This is a genomic window from Plantactinospora sonchi (genome assembly GCF_036422035.1).
Classification (GTDB): domain Bacteria; phylum Actinomycetota; class Actinomycetes; order Mycobacteriales; family Micromonosporaceae; genus Plantactinospora; species Plantactinospora sonchi.
This window is the reverse complement of record NZ_JAZGQK010000016.1, coordinates 74,207-90,799: the sequence shown is the minus strand read 5'-3', so window position 1 is coordinate 90,799 and position 16,593 is coordinate 74,207. Positions and strand designations below refer to the sequence as shown.

Genomic DNA, 16,593 nt, shown 5'->3' with positions numbered 1-16,593 from the left:
GCTATCCGACGAGGTCCTTGTCGAGCCAGTCCAGGATCGCGTCGATCGGCTCCCGCCACCGGGCGTCGAGCATCAGGTCGTGCCCCATCCCGGGGAAGAGCAGCGGCGCGGCCCCGTAGCGGCGGGCGGTGCGGGTCAGCTCCCCGGCTGGTACCACCCGGTCGTCCGGGCTGCCCAGCACCAGGATCGGCGGGGCGCCGACGGGCGGCTCCGGCTCCGGGTGGGCGAGCAACTGCCACTGCGCCCGGGACGACGCCCGACCGAGCCGTTGCGTGTAGCCGCGGGCCGTCGCGTCCGGGACCTCCCGGCTGAACAACTGGCGACGGTTCAGCCGCAGCGGGCCGCCGAAGACCGCCGGCAGGGTACCGCCCGGATTGCGGCGCACCGCCGCGCCGAGGGTGGACCAGCCGCCAAAGACCGGTGCGACCAGCACCCCGGCCCGGGCCGGGTAACGGGCCAACGCGTACGCCGTCACGAGCGCGCCGGCGCCGTGCCCCACCAGCACCGCCCGTCGGGGCAGGCTCGCCGCCACCTGGACCACGTCATGGGCGTACGCCCGCAGCGTCGCCTTCGGGGCCGGCCCGCTGCCGCCGTGCCCGCGCGGGCTGACCGCGTACGCCGGGAAGGCCCGCGACGCGGCGTGTTCGAGCCAGTTCTCCGCGAAGACCCAGGCGCCGTGCCCGAACCCCGGTACGAACAGCAGCGGCGGCTTGCCCTCGTCCGCCTCCGGGCTGGCGGAGAGCACCTCCCGACGTACCGCCGGCACCGGGCGGGTCCACTCCGGGGTGCGGATGAGCCGCATCCGTCCGCTCCGCGCGGTCACGCTGCCACCTCCAGCTCGCCCAACGTGCGCTGCAACGCGCGCAGATACTCGATGTGGCCGACCTCGAACCAGTGTCGGGTGCTCTCCTTGACCCGGGCGGAGTGCCACCGCTCGTTGCTGCCGGTGGCGACCTCGGCGGCGAAGGCCCGGGCCCGGTCCGGCGCGGTCTCGCGCAGGCGCAGCCATCGGGCGATCACCACCGACTGCCAGTGCACCAGGGTGAACAGGCCCGAGTCCGGCTGCAACAGGCCGGCGACGGCCAACGTCGGATGCCAGCGCGCGAAGGCGTTGAGGTGCAACGAGGGCCGCCCGGACGCGTCGGTCCCGAGGATCTCCGGGGCGAGGAACTCGAACTGCGGGAGGTAGCCGGTCGCCAGCACCACCAGATCGGGCTCGATCTCCTGCCCGTCGGTCAGCGTCACCCCGGCACGGTGGAACCGGGCCACCTCCGGCACCGGCGTGATCGCACCGTGCCCGATGTAGTGCACCAGCTGACTGTTCACCAGCGGGTGGGTCTCGAAGACCTTGTGGTCGGGGCGGGGCAGGCCGAACCGGGTCAGGTCCCCCACGGTCAGTTTCAACGTGCGGTGGAACAGCCACTGCCGCAGCCACAGCGGCAGCCGCAGCGCCGCCGTCGCGTGGTTGACCTGGTCGGCGGGACGCCCGAGGGAGTACTTCGGGACGTACCAGTAGCCGCGGCGGGTCGAGTGCCAGCACCGGGCGGCCTGCTGACCCGCCTCCACCGCGATGTCACAGCCGGTGTTGCCGGCGCCGACAACCAGCACCCGCTTGCCGCGCAACTGGGTGGCGTCCTTGTACGCCGAGGCGTGGACCACCTGGCCTCGGAACTCGTCCAGGCCCTCGTACGCCGGCATCTTCGGCGCCCAGTTGTGACCGTTGGCCACCACGACGGCGGCGTACCGGGAGGTGCGCTCGGCACCGTAGCCGCCGGTGCTGCGGGTGGTGACGTCCCACCGGTCGCCCTCGGCCGGTTCGACGCGGACCACCTCGGTGCCGAACCAGATGTGCGGGCGCAGGTCGAAGTGGTCGGCGTACCGCTCCAGATAGGACAGCAACTGGCTGTGGTGCGGGTAGTCCGGCCAGCTGTCCGGCATCGGGAAGTCGGGGAACTCGGTCAACGGCCGGGACGAGATGACGTGCGTGCTGGCGTAGACCGGACTGCGGTCGTGCCGCCAGTTCCAGGCACCGCCGACACCGGTCTCCCGCTCGTAGCAGTCGACGCCGAAGCCGTACTCCTTGAGGTTCTTGATGGCGGTGAGCCCGCTGGCTCCGGCGCCGATCACGCAGACCGTGCCGCCCCGGTCGTAGACCGGGCGCCCGTCCCGCCACAGGGTCGCGACCGGCTCGTGGCTCTCCTGCTCACTGAGGGTGGACACCGAGAGATCTCCTTTTGTCCGGCACGAGTGCCGACGTGCGGGGGGAATCCTCCCGGCTTCCGTCACCCTTTGTCCAGCCCGCCGCGCGCCGGTTTCTCGCCGCAGCGGCCGATCAGGCCGGCAGCAGCAGGTCGGCCAGGATCGGGAAGTGGTCACTGGCCCGGCGGGTCTGCACGGTGTCCAGCACGTCGTAGCCGAGCAGCTCGATCCGGGGGTCCACGAAGAGACCGTCGATCCGGTCCCGGGGTTGCGCGCAGGAGAAGGTGAACCGGTCCGCGCCGCCGGCCGCGAGCCCGGCGTCGGTGAGACCGTCCGCGACGGTACGCCACGCGGCGCCGCCGGAGTTCTCGTTCAGGTCCGCCCCGACCACCACCGGATGCCGGGCCGCCACCAGCTCCTCCTTGAAGAGCATCGCCTGGCCGGGGCGCTCCGTCGGGTCGGTGGAGAAGTGCGAGCCGGCGACCGTGAACCGGGTCGCCCCGATCGCGCAGTCGGCGAAGACGGCACCGCGCAGATGCCGGCCCGGTGTCAACGGATACTGCCGGTACCAGGTGTGGTGGACCCGGATCCGGAGACTGGTCAGCAGCAGGTTGCCCAGCGCCGGCAGACCACCGGCCGCGACCACCAGGCCGAACCGGTCGGCCAGGGCCGCACACTTGTGCCGCCACCGGAACCGCCGGGGTCCCTCCTGGACGATCACCACGTCCGGCGCGGCGCCGCGCACCGCCGCCGCCAACGCGTCCAGGTCGTCACGCTGGCCGTGCACGTTGTACGAGAGCACCCGCAGGCGTACTCCCCGCCCACCGGCCGCCCCGACCGCGTTCTCGTCGGCGGGGACAGCCGCACCCACGCTGCCGTCAGCGTCGGCGGACCGGCTCAGTGCCACGGGTCTTCTCCCTCGCTCCGACTTCCTAACGCCGTCGGGCCAGGTCGGCGGCACCGATCAGGCCGGCGGTGTTACCCATTTCGGCCGGCCGGATCTCCGCCACCGGAATCGTGGCCCGCGCCGCGAGCGCCTCGGTGAAGGCCCGTCGGGTCGGGCCCATCAGCAGTTCACCCGCCTCCACCACGCCGCCCCCGACGACCAGCACCTCCGGGTCGAGGATCTGCGCCATGTCGGCCAGGCCGATACCGAGCCAACGGCCGATCTGGGCGAACGCGGCACAGGAGACCGGATCGCCGGACCGGGCCGCCGCCGTCACCATCGGGCCGGTCACCGCCTCGACGTCACCGCCGGCCAGTTCGAGCAGGATGCCGGCCCGGGTGGGTTCCTGCCGGGCGCCCGCCCGGGCGAACCGGACCAGGGCGTTGCCGCTGGCGTACTGCTCGATGCAGCCGAGCCGGCCGCATCCGCAGAGGTGGCCGTCCGGGACCGAGAGCATGTGACCGAGCTCGGCCGCGATGCCGTGCGCGCCGCGCAGCAGCTCACCGCCGAGCACGATGCCACCGCCGACGCCGGTACCGATGGTGAAGAGCACCATCGAATTGTCGGCGTCCCGTCCGGCGCCGTACCGGAACTCGCCCCAGGCCGCCACGTTGGCGTCGTTCTCGACGATCACCGGCAGCCCCACGGCGGCGCTGACGTAGTCGCGCAGCGGCTCGTTGCGCCAGGCGATGTTGGGCGCGAAGAGCACCGTGGAGCGGGCCGCGTCGATCCAGCCGGCCGCCCCGATGCCCACCGCCGACACCTCGTGCTCGGCCGCCAACTCGGAGACCACCTCGACGATGACGTCCCGGGTCTTGGCAACGTCGTCGGCGGGGGTGTCGCGGCGCACCCGCGCCCGAACCTCGCCCGCCACGTCGACGACGCCGGCGGCCACCTTCGTACCCCCGACGTCGACTCCGATGGTCAGCGTCACCGCTGCCGCTCCCCTCTGCCGTACCGCTCCACGCGGTCGTTTCCCGCCACTGCCGCCGTACCCGCGGTCCGTCGGCACCGACGGCCCGCTCCGGCCGCCCGACGGGCGGCCCGGCGTCAGGCGCCGCTGTCCGACGTCCCCGGCTCCGCCGGTCGGGCGTCCACCGGCCCCTCGGGCGCCCGGGAGGCTGGCACCGACGGGCGCCGGCCGACCGGCCCTGCCGGCCCGACCTGGTCCACCGGTTCGGCTCCGGGAGCCGCCGGTCGCCCGCCCGGGTCGGAGAATTCCCCGGTCGCGGGTGGTGCACTCGCGGCCCGGGTCGCCGCCGCCCAGACATCCGACTCGACTGCCGGCCCCGAATCATGCCCCGTCCGGGTGGCCTCCCGCCACACCGAGTCGGCGTGACGTTGCGCCGACCCACCCGGGACGTCACGAACAACACGTGGCGCCGACGGTCGACTGTCCGGTTCGGTACCCGGTGCCTGATCCTCGGCGTCGGCCGGGGCCGGTCGGTCGGCCCCGCCCCGCTCGGCGCGGCCGGCCTCCGCTCCGGCACCGACCGGCCCGGCCGTCGGACCCTCGCCGGCGGCGGCACCGTACGCCCCGGCGTCGCCAGCGGCCGACCACCCGTCGCGGACGTCGCTGTCGGCCGACCGGCTGTCGTCGGCGGTGGTACGCGGACCGGCCGAGTTGGCCACTGCGGAGAACGCCCGTAGCAGGCTGGCCACCCCGGCGGCGAGGTCTCCGGCCCCGGTGGCCAGTCGTTCGACCAGTTCCGGACTCGGATCGCGGAGCACGGTGACCACCCGACAGACCGGACAGACACAGCATTCCGGTCCACCGGTGGCGAAACCGTGCCGGGTCGCTCCGTCACCGGCCGGCCCCGCCGTCTCCCGGACCGGGTCGTCGCCCGGGTGGGGCGCCTCACCGGCCGATCCCGTCGGCTGCCCGGCCACACCGCTGGTCGGCGGCGGCCCCGCCGGTTCGGTCGGGGGGTGCCCGGCCGGAGTACCGGTCGAGGACTGCCCCGCCGGAGTACCGGTCGAGGGCGGCTCGGCCGGAGTGCCGGTCGAAGGGGGCGCCACCTGGTCCAGGACGTCGGAGATCACCTGGCCGACCGTTCCGACCAGGTCACGCGCCCCGGCCCGGTACCGCATCCCGGACGCCGCCGTCTGGGCCATCGCGAGTGCGGCGGCGACCAGACGTTCGGCCTCCTCCCGCGCGGAACCCGGTTCGGGCGTACCGCCGGACGCACCGCCTGTTCTCATGATCGGCTCCTTACGCCGGAGGGGGCGCTGGACGGTGGGTCAAGACGCCGTGTCCAAGGTTTCCACCCGCCGCTTGAGCTGCGTCAACGCCGCATCCATGATCATCTTCTCGGCTTTCCGCCGGAACATTCCCAGCATGCCCACCGACAACTCGACCTCAAGCGTGTAGGTGACGGACGAGGTGCCGTCGCGATTGTCCGCGATGTCGTACGACCCGTTCTGCACCCGCTGCATCCGGGAGGGTTGCAGCAGGTGCCACTCGATCCGCGAGATGTCCTCGGCGTACTCGTACACCAGGGTGTACTCGTCGGTCATCACCCCGGCGTCGATCACGAACTGGACCTGGGCGGGGTAACCGTCCTCGTACTCCTCCACCACCTCGGCCCGCTTCACGGCCTCGGCCCACTCGGGATAACGCGCGAAGTCACAGATCACCGAGGTCACCCGGGCCGGCGGAGCGGCGATGACGATCGACTGGGTGGAGGAATCCGCCATGCCCGGCAGGCTACCTGGCACCGGCATGAGCCGGGCCGACCACCTCACCCCCGTTTCACCGGTCCAGCCACACGCCGTCCGCTCCCCCGGCCAGCCACGCCCCGACCGAGCCTCAGGCCAACCACTCCCCGCCCCCGGTCCCGCCCGAACCCCGGCCAGGCGCGCCCCGTCCGCTCCCCCGGCCAGCCACTCCCTGCCGACCCCTCGGGCCGACCGCCGACCGGCTGCGGCTCGGCCTGGCGAGGCGGACGGATCCGGCAGCCAGGTAGGTTGCGGAGGTAACCGGACCGGTCGGCCGTCGGCGGACCGGGTCGACACGAGCACGAGGGAGTGCAGGTGCGCGAGTTTTCGGTCCCGCCGGCTGTCACGATCGGCGACGCGGCCAACCTCACCGACCCGGTCTGGGACAACGCGGAGGAGATGCCGAACAGTGTGCAGTTCGTCCGACGCGCCACGGAGTCGGACGGCTCGGACGGCGGTTGGACCGAGGTCACCTGCCGCCAGTTCCGCGACGAGGTCCTCGCGCTGACCCGCGGCCTGATCGCGGCCGGCATCACCCCGGGTTCCCGGGTCGGGCTGATGAGCCGGACCCGGTACGAGTGGACCCTGATCGACTACGCCATCTGGGCGGCCGGCGGGGTGACGGTGCCGATCTACGACACGTCCAGTGCCGAGCAGGTGGCCTGGATCCTGGCCGACTCGGGCGCGGTCGCCTGCGTGGTGGAGACGAACGCGCACGCGCTGACCCTGTCCGGGGTCCGCGACCAGTTGCCGAGGCTGGAGCAGGTCTGGCAGATCGACGTCGACGGCATCGCCGACCTGGTCACGCTCGGCGAGCGGATCGATCCGACCGAGGTGGACCTGCGCCGCCGGGCGGTCCGGGCCGGCGACCTCGCCACGATCATCTACACCAGCGGCACCACCGGACGTCCCAAGGGCTGCGCCCTGACCCACCGGAACCTGCTCTCCGACATCTGCAACGCGATCCCGGTGCTGCCCAACCTCTTCAACGAGGGGGCGTCGACGCTGCTGTTCCTGCCCCTGGCCCACTCGTTCGCCCGGCTGATCCAGATCGGCACGGTCCGGGCCCGGGCCACCCTGGCCCACGCCCCCGACACCAGGAACCTGGTCAACGACCTGAAGGAAATCAAGCCCAGTTTTGTGCTCTCGGTGCCCCGGGTCTTCGAGAAGGTCTACACCGGGGCCGTGCAGAAGGCGAACGACGAGGGCAAGGGCAAGGTCTTCGCCGCCGCCGAACGGGTGGCGATCGCGTACAGCGAGGCTCTGGACAGCTCCTCCGGGCCGGGCCTGGGGCTGCGGCTGCGGCACCGGGTGTTCGACCGGCTGGTCTACCGCAAGCTCCGGGCCGCGCTCGGCGGCCGCTGCGAGAACGCGGTCTCCGGCGGGGCTCCGCTCGGCGCCCGGCTCGGCCACTTCTTCCGCGGCGTCGGGGTCCGGGTCTACGAGGGGTACGGCCTCACCGAGACCTCACCGGCGGTCGCGGTGAACCTCCCCAGCGCCACCCGGATCGGCACGGTGGGCCGACCGCTGCCCGGGGTGACCATCCGGATCGCCGACGACAACGAGATCCTGATCAAGGGCGACGTGGTCTTCCAGGGCTACTGGAACAACCCGAAGGCCACCGCCGAGGTGCTCACCACGGACGGCTGGTTCCACAGCGGCGACCTCGGCGAACTCGACGATGACGGATATCTGACCATCACCGGCCGGAAGAAGGAGATCATCGTCACGGCGAGTGGCAAGAACGTCGCGCCCGCCGTACTGGAGGACCGGATCCGGGCCCACCGGCTGGTCAGCCAGTGCATGGTGGTCGGCGACCGGCGCCCGTTCGTCGCCGCGCTGGTCACGCTCGACGAGGAGGCGCTGCCGGCCTGGCTGCGGGAACAGGGCCGGCCGGAGGACAGTCCGGTCGAACAACTGCGGAACGACCCGGAACTGCGTGCCGAGATCCAGAAGGCGGTGGATGAGGCCAACCGGGCGGTCAGTCGGGCCGAAGCGGTCAAGCAGTTCCGGATCCTGCCCCGGGACTTCACCGAGGCGAGCGGCGAACTCACCCCGTCGCTCAAGGTCAAGCGGAACATCGTCGCGAAAACCTACTCGGCGGACATCGCCGAGATATACGGCGACTGACTACGATCCGTCAGGTGCCCGCCTCGACCTCCGGTCCACCACACCCGCACCCGCTCGCGACGGCGGCGCGCCTCGTCATGCTCGCCCTCGTCGCGGTCCTCACGCTGATCGCCACCCGGGATCCGGGACAGCTCCGCTGGGTCGCCCTGCTCGCGTTCGCCGGCATCCCCGCGGTGATCGCCCCCAAGCACCGCGTACTCGCGCCGCTCGGCAGGTTCGCCGAGGTGGTGCTCGTCGGACTGGCCGCCGCCCAGGTCGCCGCCTCCGCGACCATCAACGGCCCGATGCCCGGACTGGGCGCCTCGGCGATCCTGCCCTACCTCGCGGTGCCGCTCACCGCCGCCGCGCTGCAGCGTCGGTCCCGGGAGGGCGTCGCGCTGGCCGTGGTGGCCGCGGCCACCCTCGCGGTCGGCGGGGCGTTGGCCACCGGGGACGGCGGTCGGCAGATCGGCCAGCCCGGCTACCTCGCGGCGGCGGCCCAGTGGTTGATCCTCGCCGGACTCGGGCTCTCCGCGGCGGGCACGCTGCAACGCATCCTGCAGGCCCGTGGCGAGACCCGGCCGCAGCCGTACGCCGAGGCGACCCGGTTGCTGACCCAGCTGCGCAGCGTCGCCCGACAGCTGCCCGGGGCGACCCTCGATCCGGGCGGCATCTCGGAGCACCTGCTGGAGGAGCTGCGCGGCGTGGTCCGGGCGGACCGGGCAGCCGTTCTCTCCGCCAGCGGCGGGGGCCGGCTGGTGGTCCTCGCCCAGGTCGGCGTGGACCGGGTCGACTGGGAGACGACGCTGGACGCGGACTCGGCGATCGCCGACGCCTGGGCGAGCCAGCAACCGCAGACCGCCAACCGCTCGCAGGCCCGGTCACACCGGGGTGGCGAGGTGTCCTCGCTGGTCGTACCGCTGGTCGCCGGGGTACGCACGGTCGGCCTGGTGACCCTGGAGGCGGACGTCGCCAACGCGTACCCGTCCCCGGCGGTGGCCCAGGTGACCGCGTTGACCGGGCCGGCGGCGCTGCGGCTGGAGGCGGCGCTGCTCTTCGACGAGGTCCGCTCGCTGGCCACCAACGAGGAGCGGCAGCGGCTGGCCCGGGAGATCCACGACGGCGTCGCCCAGGAACTGGTGATGGTCGGGTACGGCATCGACAACGCGATGGCCACCCTGCCGGACGGGGCGCAGGAGACCGCCGAGGAGTTGCGGGCGCTGCGGGCCGAGGTGACCCGGGTCATCACCGAGCTGCGACTCAGCCTGTTCGAGCTGCGTAGCGAGGTGGACCGGCACGGTGGGCTCGCCGCCGCCATCGCCGAGTACGCCCGTACCGTCGGCGCCTCCGCCGGGCTGCGGGTGCACTACACGCTCGACGAGTCGACGGCCCGGCTGCCGGCCGCCACCGAGGCGGAGTTGCTCCGGATCGCCCAGGAGGCGATCACGAACGCCCGCAAGCACGCCGGGGCCGCGAATCTCTGGGTGAGCTGTGCCGTGGATCCCCCATTCGCCCAGATTGAAGTGTCGGATGATGGTCAGGGCATCGCTGACCAGCGCCCTGATGGCAGGTACGGTCTTGCGATCATGGCGGAGAGGGCGGAACGTATCCGGGGCCGGCTAGAGATCAGTCCGCGACACCCCAGCGGCACGACGGTGGCAGTGGTGCTCGGAACCTCGCCCCGGCGCGATAGCGTGCGCGATAGCGTCACCGCATCAGAAGGGGAGTAACCCGAGCATGACCACCAGCCCCATGCCGACCACTCGGACCAAGGTCCTGCTCGTCGACGATCATGACCTGATCCGCAAGGGACTGCGGCACGCGTTTGAGCGGGACCGGCAGTTCGAGGTCGTCGGCGAGGCCGCCACCGCCGCGGAGGGGGTCCGACAGGCCGGCGCGCTACAGCCCGACGTCGTGATCATGGACCTCCGCCTTCCCGACGGCAGCGGGCTCGAAGCCACCCGCGCACTCCGCAAGTCCAGCGCCACCATGGGCATCGTGGTGCTGACCATGTACGCGGGCGACGACCAGCTTTTCGGCGCCCTCGAAGCCGGCGCGAGCGCCTTCGTACCGAAGACCGCCCCCGCCGACGAGGTGGTGGCCGCCGCCCGGCACGCCGCCTCCTCACCGAGCGCCTTCACCGCCGCCGACCTCGCCGAGGCGATGAAGCGCCGGTTGGCCCCGTCCGGCCCGCAGTTGTCCCCCCGGGAGGGGCAGGTGCTGCGCCTGCTCGCCGACGGCATGAGTGTCGCCGGCATCGCGAAGCAGCTGTTCGTCAGCGAGTCGACGGCCAAGACGCACATCTCGAAGCTCTACGAGAAGCTCGGCGCCGCGAACCGGGCCCAGGCGCTGATGACCGCGCTCCGGCTCGGTCTGCTCGAAGCGCCGGACGCGCCCAAGTTCTGACCCGCCCGACAACGGGGCTGTTGGCGGGTCACACCGCCGACAGCCCCCGTGGCCGGGGCACGGGCCATCGCCGGCCGGCTCCCGCCCGGCGGTGACCGGCCTGCGAGGTCACACCGGCCCCCGCCTGGTCGCGAAAGTGGCCACGACCGTCGGTGCGCAGAGGGCGCGGGCCTGACAGTTGTCGGCTCAGGGCGCCGGGTTGGCGACCCGGGCCGGCACCGGGCGACCGGTCAGTCGCCGGAACGCCAGGTAGGTCTCGCAGCCCAGGCAGAGCCCGAAGGCCGCGTTGAGGAAGGCCGCCGCCAGGGCCAGGCAGCTCATGACCAGGCCGAGTACCTGGGCGCCGGCCAGGTAACCGGCGGCGCCGACCAGCAGGAACAACAGCCCGACCACCTGGGAGAACCGGACCGGCGCCGCCGGCTCCAGTTCCGTGGGGCGGGCCAGTCGGGGCGCGACCAGAAACCTGAAGATCAGGGCGTACGGGTTCCAGCGTGGGTCCACGGCGGCCACGCCGAACACGGCCGCCTGGGCCAGGGCCAACCAGCCGGAGCCGGTGAGCAGGACAACGACCATGACAAGCGCGGTGAGCGCCGCGGCGAAACGCGGGGCACGGGGATCGAGCAACATGTGCACCTCGGGGGCAGGAGGACGGGCTCGGTCGGATCGGGTGAGCGTGGAACTGTCGACGCGGACGTCGGCGTGTGACGAGTCATGGTGCTGCTTCGGAGCTGTTCCGGCGCACGAGCGGTAAGCGTGCCGCGCCGCCGGGGAGCGGTCATGGCGGGCCGTGCGTGCCGCCGCCTGGCGAGGTGGTCATGGTGCGGTGTTGTCGAGCAGCGGCGCGACGGTGGCGATCACCTGGGCCTTGCTCGGCACTCCGGCGGCACGCCGGACCACCCGCCCCTCGGAGTCGATCACCAACACGGTCGGGGTGCGCCAGATCCCGAGCGTCCGGACGGCGGCCAGCTCGCTCTCCGCGTCGACCTCGACATGACGTACGCCGTCGAGCAGTGCCACCACGTCGGTGAGCACCCGGCGGGTGGTACGGCACGGGGCGCAGAACGCCGACGAGAACTGGAGCAGCGTGGCGGGGGTGCCCAGCCGTACGCCGAGCGCGGTGAGCGTGGCACGTAGGTCGGGATCGTCCGGGGTGTCGGAGACGTCCCCTCGCTGGTCCGACGTCCCTCCGGCAGGCCCGCCGGACGGAACACCGGCGGTACCCGACTCGCTGCCGGTCGTACCGGAATCGGTGCCGGCGGTACCGGCTGGGATTCCGGCGGTACCGGGGAAGGTGGGTGCGGGTGTCACGGGTCGGAGCACGCCGTCCCGTCGGCGATGCCACAGTCCGAGCCCGGTGGCGACCAACAGCGTGGTCACCACCGCGAGCGATCCTGTGAACGCCGCATCCCGCACCAGGACAGAGTGCCACGCCCGATCATCGATATCCATGGTTCGGCGCCGCGCCGGTGGGCAAGCCCACCTCCGGTGGGTGACACGTCACACCCGACCGTGCCGCGACCGCCCTCCAACGCCCGCCCGAGGGCCGTCCCGGTACCGGAGAGGTCCACTCAGCCGGCGAGCAGCTCGGTCATCCGCTGCGCCTGCTTCTCCCAGCGCCATTCCCGTTCCACCCAGGCCCGTCCGGCCGCGCCCATCCGCCGGGCCAGTTCCGGGTCGGCGAGCAGGGTCGCCACCCGGTCGGCGAGCTGGCGGCCGTCCCGGCCGTTGACGACGTACCCGGTCTCACCCTCGCGAACCGCGTCCGGCGCGCCGCCGGAGTCGCCGGCGACCACGGGCAAGCCGGTCGCGGACGCCTCCAGGTAGACGATCCCCAGTCCTTCGACGTCCAGGCCCCGGTTGCGGGTCCGGCACGGCATGGCGTAGACGTCACCGGCCGCGTAGTGCGCGGGCAGTTCGGCGGTCGGCACGCTGCCGGTGAAGACCACGTCGTCGGCGACCCCGACCCGTCGGGCGAGCTTCTCCAACGCGCCCCGGTACGGGCCGCCGCCGACCACCAGCAGGGCCGCTCCCGGCACCCGACGCCGGATCTCGGGCAGCGCACGGATCAGCGCGTCCTGTCCCTTGCGCGGCACCAGCCGGGAGACGCAGACCACGACCGGCCGGTCGGACAGCCGGTGCCGGGCGCGGACCTCGGCCCCGTCGACGTCCAGGCGGTAGACGTCGACGTCCACCCCGGGGGCGAGCCGACGCAGTTCGGTGCGGCCGTCCAGCACCCGGGCCAGCCGTACCCGGGTGTACTCGCCGAGGTAGGTGGTGACGTCGACGCCGTCACCGATGCGGCGCAACGCGGACCGCGCACCCGGCAGTGCCGCCCAGCCGACCTCGTGCCCGTGGGTCTGGGCCACCGCCCGTCGTATCCCGGCGCGGCGGCGCAGCCCGGTGGCGAGCAGCCCGAGCGGCGCGGCGGCGCCGAACCAGACGGTGTCGCAGTCGTAGCTCCGGGCCAACTCGGCGGCCCGGCGGGCGACGTGCGGGGTCGGCAGCAGCACGCCGGTCGGCTCGCGGACCACCTCGAACGGCTGGTCGGCGTCGAACTTGTCGGCCCCCCGCCAGGTCGAGGCGTAGACCACCACCGAGCCGGGCGGCTGCCGGACCGCGAGGCCGTGCACGAAGGACTGGATCCCGCCGGGTCGCGGGGGGAAGTCGTTGGTGACGAGCAGGGTCCTGGTCAACCGCCGGCTCCTCGGGCGTACGCGCGGGCCGCGGCCATGCGCTCCACTGTGGACGGGTGGCTCGCCGAGTAGAGGTACACCCAGCGGGGTGGATCGGGGTCGGCCAGGTTGACGCTGGACAACCGGCGCTGCATCGCCTCGAAGGCGGCCGGGTCACCGGTCAACACCATCGCGTGCCGGTCGGCCCGGGCCTCGACCTGTCGGGAGACCCATGCCTGGGCCGGCGCGGCCAGCACACCGGCCAGCGTCACCAGCGCGACCAGCAGCGGAAACGCGGTCGGTTCGGCGACCGAGCCGACCCCGGCCGCTCGCAGCAGTGCCCCCGACGAGCCGAGCAGGTAGAGCGCCACCACCGCGGCGGCGGCGCCGAGCGCGCCGGTCAGGGTGCCGGTCAGCACGTCCCGGTCCTTCGCGTGCCCCAACTCGTGCGCGACCACGCTGGCCACCTCCTCCGGCGGCGCCTCGCGCAACAGGGTGTCGTAGACGACGATCCGCCGGGTCGGACCGAACCCGGAGACGTACGCGTTGACCGCCCGGGTACGCCGCGAGGCGTCGGCGACCAGCACGTCCTTCACCGGTACGCCGTCGGTCTCGGCGAGCGCCATCAGCTCGGTGCGCAGCGCCCCCGGCTCCATCGGGGTGAACCGGTTGAAGATCGGCTCCACCAGCACCGGCAGTACGAAGGAGAGCAGCGTCACCAGGCCCGCGGCGCCGACCGCGCCGACCGCCCACCACCACCGGGGGGCGAACCGGGTCACCGCGTAGAAGCCGAGCAGGGCCACCGCGCCGATCACCGCGCTGACCGCGTACGACTTGAGCAGGTCGACAGTCCAGCCGCCCCAGCCCTGGGTGGAGAGGCCGTACCGGGCCACGACCGCGTGCCGCCAGGCGGCGAACGGCAGTGTCAGCAGGTCCGCCACCAGCACCACGGCCAGCCCGCCGAGCACCGCCTGGGCGATCCAGTTGTCGCCGAACGGACGCCCGACCAGGGAGACGAGCTTCGCGCCGAGCGGGGTCAGACCGAGCAGGACCGCCACGAGCAGCCCGACCAGCATCCCGCCGTACGTCCCCGGACGGAGTTCGGCGTGGAAGGCGCGACCCCGGGTCACCTCCGCCGGACGCAGATCGTCCAGGGCGGCCAGTTGGTCCGATCGGGGTGCGGGTGGACGGTGCCACGGCACCAGCGCCAGAGTCACGGCCACGAGCAGGACGACAAGGCCGGCGAGCGTCACGGCCGCCCAGGTGCGCGGTGTCATCGGCGGATCCGGGTGAGATGCCCGGACGACTCCGGACGGACGGCGACGCCCCGTTGCCGCTCGGTCATCGCCTCAGCCCTTCCGTCCGCCCTCAGCGCGCGGCCATCCTACGTCGCGCCGACGCTCGCGAAGGACATTAGCGCCCCGCCGGGTGCGGGGTTCGCGGCTCCCGGCTGAGTGGGCTAGGCGACCCGCCGACGTCGCCGACGGTTGGCGGCGAGGCGCAGTGGCGGGGGCGGCGGAACCTCCAGCACCTCCACGTCAAACCCGGCCCGGGCGAAGACCTCGATCGCGTACTGCTCCTCGGCGGTGAGGTTGCCCTGGTCGGGCGGCCGGTCCAGCAGGGCGCTCACCAGGCAGTCGGAGCAGGGCGCACCCGGCCGGGGGCAGTTGTCGCAGTCGATGAGCATCGGTCCCCTCCTCAGCGGGTGATCCGGCCGCCCACTGTTCTTGTCGCAGGCCGGCCACCATCGGTTACATCGACGCTAGGACAGGGGTACGACAAGAACCAGCCCAGGTGGTTAAGAAGGGGCCCTTCCTCTACCAAAAGCGATAAGAAGGGGCCCTTCCTTGCACCCTCAGGCCCGGGCGAGGCGGCGGAGCAGGGAGTCCGCCCCGAGCGGGTACGCGCCGTGCCGTCGTACCCCGTCGGCGACCTCACGGTCGGACGAGACCACCACGATCGGGCGCCCCGGGGGCTCGGCCCGGACCAGCCGGCGGATCAGGTCGTCTGCGGTCTCCCCCTTGCGGGAGAAGAGCACCCGTACACCGCGCGGCGCGGGCGGCAGTCCGTGCATCCGCTCGGCACCGTCGAAGACGACGGTGACCTCGTCGCCGGTCTGCGCCGCGATCCCGCCCAGCCCGGTGATCAGCCGTTTGCGCTGCTGCTCCAGTGACATCTCGCCGAACCCGCGCTTGGTGACGTTGTAGCCGTCCACGATCAGGTGCGCCCGGGGCAGCGCCAGCAGCTGGTCGAGCCGGGCCGGGTCGTCGGTGCCCAGTCCGCGGGCCGAGTCAGCCGCCGTCGGATTGTCGGCGAAGGCCTCGGCGACGTAGTCGGCCGGAAGCCGGTCGGCGGGGTCGAGGGCCAGTTCCCGACGCAGCCCCACGGCGGCCCGTCCGATCGTCTCCAGCAGCAGCCAGAGCCGGGCGTCGTCGACCGACCGTGCCTCCTTGGCGGTCTGCCGGACCGCTCCGGCGGCCGCCTCGGCCTCGGCCAGCCGGGCCCGCGTCCGACGCAGTTCCGCCTCGTGGTCGGCGGCGGCCCGGCTGGCCCGACCCTTCTCGGTGGCCAGCAACTCGCTGGCCCGACGTTCCCTCGCCTGGGTCTCCCGCAGCGACCGGCCCAGCACCCGGACCTCTTCCCGCAGTTGACCGAGTTCCTCGCGGAGCCGGGCGACCTCGTCCCGGAGTTTGTCCGCCTCGACCTTGGCCACCGCCCGGTCGTGTTCGGCACGGGCGGCCCGCTGTTCGGCCTCCCGGACCAGCTCGGCCACGGCCGCGCTGTCCACCTCGGCCCGGACCGCCGCTCCGGCGTCCTCGACCAGGGCGCGCCAGCCGGTCGGCCGGGCCAGGTAGGCGAGTGCCGCGACCTCCACCGGGTCGGCGGCGGCCGGGCTGGCGCCCGAGACGACCGCCGCGCCCAGGGCACCGGCGTCGGCGAGCACCCGGCTGGCCACGCGCTGCCGGAACAGCGGATCGCCGGCCAGCTGGGTGGCGATCGGCGCCCCGCCCAGCCGGGCCCGCCGGTTCGGCGCGAACTTGGCGACCCGGCGGAGCGGGGCCGGCAGTTCGTCGCCGGGCAGCGTGGGCAGCACCGCCGCCGCCACGCTGATGATCCGTTGCCGGACCGGTTCCGGCAGGGTGGGTTCCGGCTCCGCCGCCTCGCCCGGCCCCACCGCGTCGCCCGCTTCCACGGCATCGCCCGGTTCCATGGCGTCGCCCGGTTCCATCGCGTCGGCGGACTCCGTGGGTTCAGCCAGGTCGCGGCCCAGCTCCGGGACCTCGCCGACCACGTCCGAGTCCGGTTCCAAGAACTCGCCGGTCGCGTCCGAGTCCGGTTCCAAGAACTCGCCGGTCGCGTCCGACCCCGCCTCGGGGGCGGCCACGGTCAGGTCCGGGCCGGTCCGGGCCGGGAGGCCGGGCTCCTCCTCCGGTCGGAGCGTGCCGGGCTCCGACTCCCGGTCACCCGCCTCGGCGCGCGTGGACTCCGCCGCCCCGTCGGGGAGGCGGTCGTCGAACGATTCGGCGCGAGGCATGCCGCCAG

The 16,593-nt window shown here is 73.4% G+C and carries 15 protein-coding genes; 3 read left to right on the top strand and 12 right to left on the bottom strand.

Annotation, left to right across the window (positions count from 1 at the left end; all coding sequences use genetic code 11):
- Position 1: 1 nt before the first annotated feature.
- The 6 genes from V1633_RS18880 to V1633_RS18855 form a co-directional block, all read right to left on the bottom strand.
- Positions 2-802: an alpha/beta hydrolase gene (locus tag V1633_RS18880; RefSeq protein WP_331215908.1), complete on the bottom strand. Its 801-nt coding sequence runs from the start codon at positions 800-802 to the stop codon at positions 2-4.
- 17 nt (positions 803-819) lie between these two features.
- Positions 820-2,220 carry a flavin-containing monooxygenase gene (locus V1633_RS18875; protein ID WP_331215668.1) on the bottom strand — a complete coding sequence of 467 codons (1,401 nt, stop codon included), beginning with the start codon at positions 2,218-2,220 and terminating at the stop codon, positions 820-822.
- 112 nt (positions 2,221-2,332) lie between these two features.
- On the bottom strand, positions 2,333-3,007 hold the full coding sequence (locus tag V1633_RS18870) for an endonuclease/exonuclease/phosphatase family protein (RefSeq protein ID WP_407952062.1): 675 nt from the start codon (positions 3,005-3,007) through the stop codon (positions 2,333-2,335).
- A gap of 124 nt (positions 3,008-3,131) precedes the next feature.
- Positions 3,132-4,079: an ROK family glucokinase gene (locus V1633_RS18865; protein WP_331215667.1), complete on the bottom strand. Its 948-nt coding sequence runs from the start codon at positions 4,077-4,079 to the stop codon at positions 3,132-3,134.
- A gap of 116 nt (positions 4,080-4,195) precedes the next feature.
- Entirely contained in the window at positions 4,196-5,347 is a 1,152-nt protein-coding gene (locus V1633_RS18860) for a hypothetical protein (RefSeq protein ID WP_331215666.1), read from the bottom strand.
- 39 nt (positions 5,348-5,386) lie between these two features.
- Entirely contained in the window at positions 5,387-5,842 is a 456-nt protein-coding gene (locus V1633_RS18855; RefSeq protein WP_331215665.1) for an SRPBCC family protein, read from the bottom strand.
- Between the two features lie 336 nt (positions 5,843-6,178).
- On the opposite strand from V1633_RS18855, the gene V1633_RS18850 reads away from it, so the two are divergent.
- From V1633_RS18850 to V1633_RS18840, 3 genes are read left to right on the top strand one after another with little or no spacing between them, the layout of a single operon-like run.
- A complete protein-coding gene (locus V1633_RS18850; RefSeq protein ID WP_331215664.1) occupies positions 6,179-7,993 on the top strand; it encodes an AMP-dependent synthetase/ligase in 1,815 nt (604 codons plus the stop codon).
- Between the two features lie 14 nt (positions 7,994-8,007).
- The gene (locus tag V1633_RS18845) at positions 8,008-9,702 is read left to right on the top strand and encodes a sensor histidine kinase (protein ID WP_331215663.1); all 1,695 of its coding nucleotides are present in this window, start codon (positions 8,008-8,010) and stop codon (positions 9,700-9,702) included.
- 7 nt (positions 9,703-9,709) lie between these two features.
- A complete protein-coding gene (locus tag V1633_RS18840) occupies positions 9,710-10,378 on the top strand; it encodes a response regulator transcription factor (RefSeq protein WP_091557164.1) in 669 nt (222 codons plus the stop codon).
- 186 nt (positions 10,379-10,564) lie between these two features.
- Here the strand turns inward: V1633_RS18840 and V1633_RS18835 are convergent, their stop codons facing one another.
- The 6 genes from V1633_RS18835 to V1633_RS18810 all read right to left on the bottom strand — a co-directional run bounded on the left by V1633_RS18835 (position 10,565) and on the right by V1633_RS18810 (position 16,585).
- Positions 10,565-11,005 (bottom strand): DUF4395 domain-containing protein, encoded by a 441-nt coding sequence (locus V1633_RS18835; RefSeq protein ID WP_331215662.1) that lies wholly within the window; start codon positions 11,003-11,005, stop codon positions 10,565-10,567.
- Between the two features lie 186 nt (positions 11,006-11,191).
- Positions 11,192-11,755, bottom strand: coding sequence for a TlpA family protein disulfide reductase (locus V1633_RS18830; RefSeq protein ID WP_331215661.1), 564 nt, complete (start codon positions 11,753-11,755; stop codon positions 11,192-11,194).
- 191 nt (positions 11,756-11,946) lie between these two features.
- Complete coding sequence (locus V1633_RS18825) at positions 11,947-13,071, bottom strand: glycosyltransferase family 4 protein (protein ID WP_331215660.1); 1,125 nt, start codon at positions 13,069-13,071, stop codon at positions 11,947-11,949.
- Entirely contained in the window at positions 13,068-14,327 is a 1,260-nt protein-coding gene (locus V1633_RS18820) for a M48 family metallopeptidase (protein WP_331215659.1), read from the bottom strand. The genes V1633_RS18825 and V1633_RS18820 overlap by 4 nt, the downstream gene beginning before the upstream one ends.
- 182 nt (positions 14,328-14,509) lie before the next feature.
- Entirely contained in the window at positions 14,510-14,737 is a 228-nt protein-coding gene (locus V1633_RS18815) for a hypothetical protein (RefSeq protein ID WP_331215658.1), read from the bottom strand.
- Between the two features lie 168 nt (positions 14,738-14,905).
- A complete protein-coding gene (locus V1633_RS18810) occupies positions 14,906-16,585 on the bottom strand; it encodes an NYN domain-containing protein (RefSeq protein ID WP_407952053.1) in 1,680 nt (559 codons plus the stop codon).
- Positions 16,586-16,593: the final 8 nt, after the last annotated feature.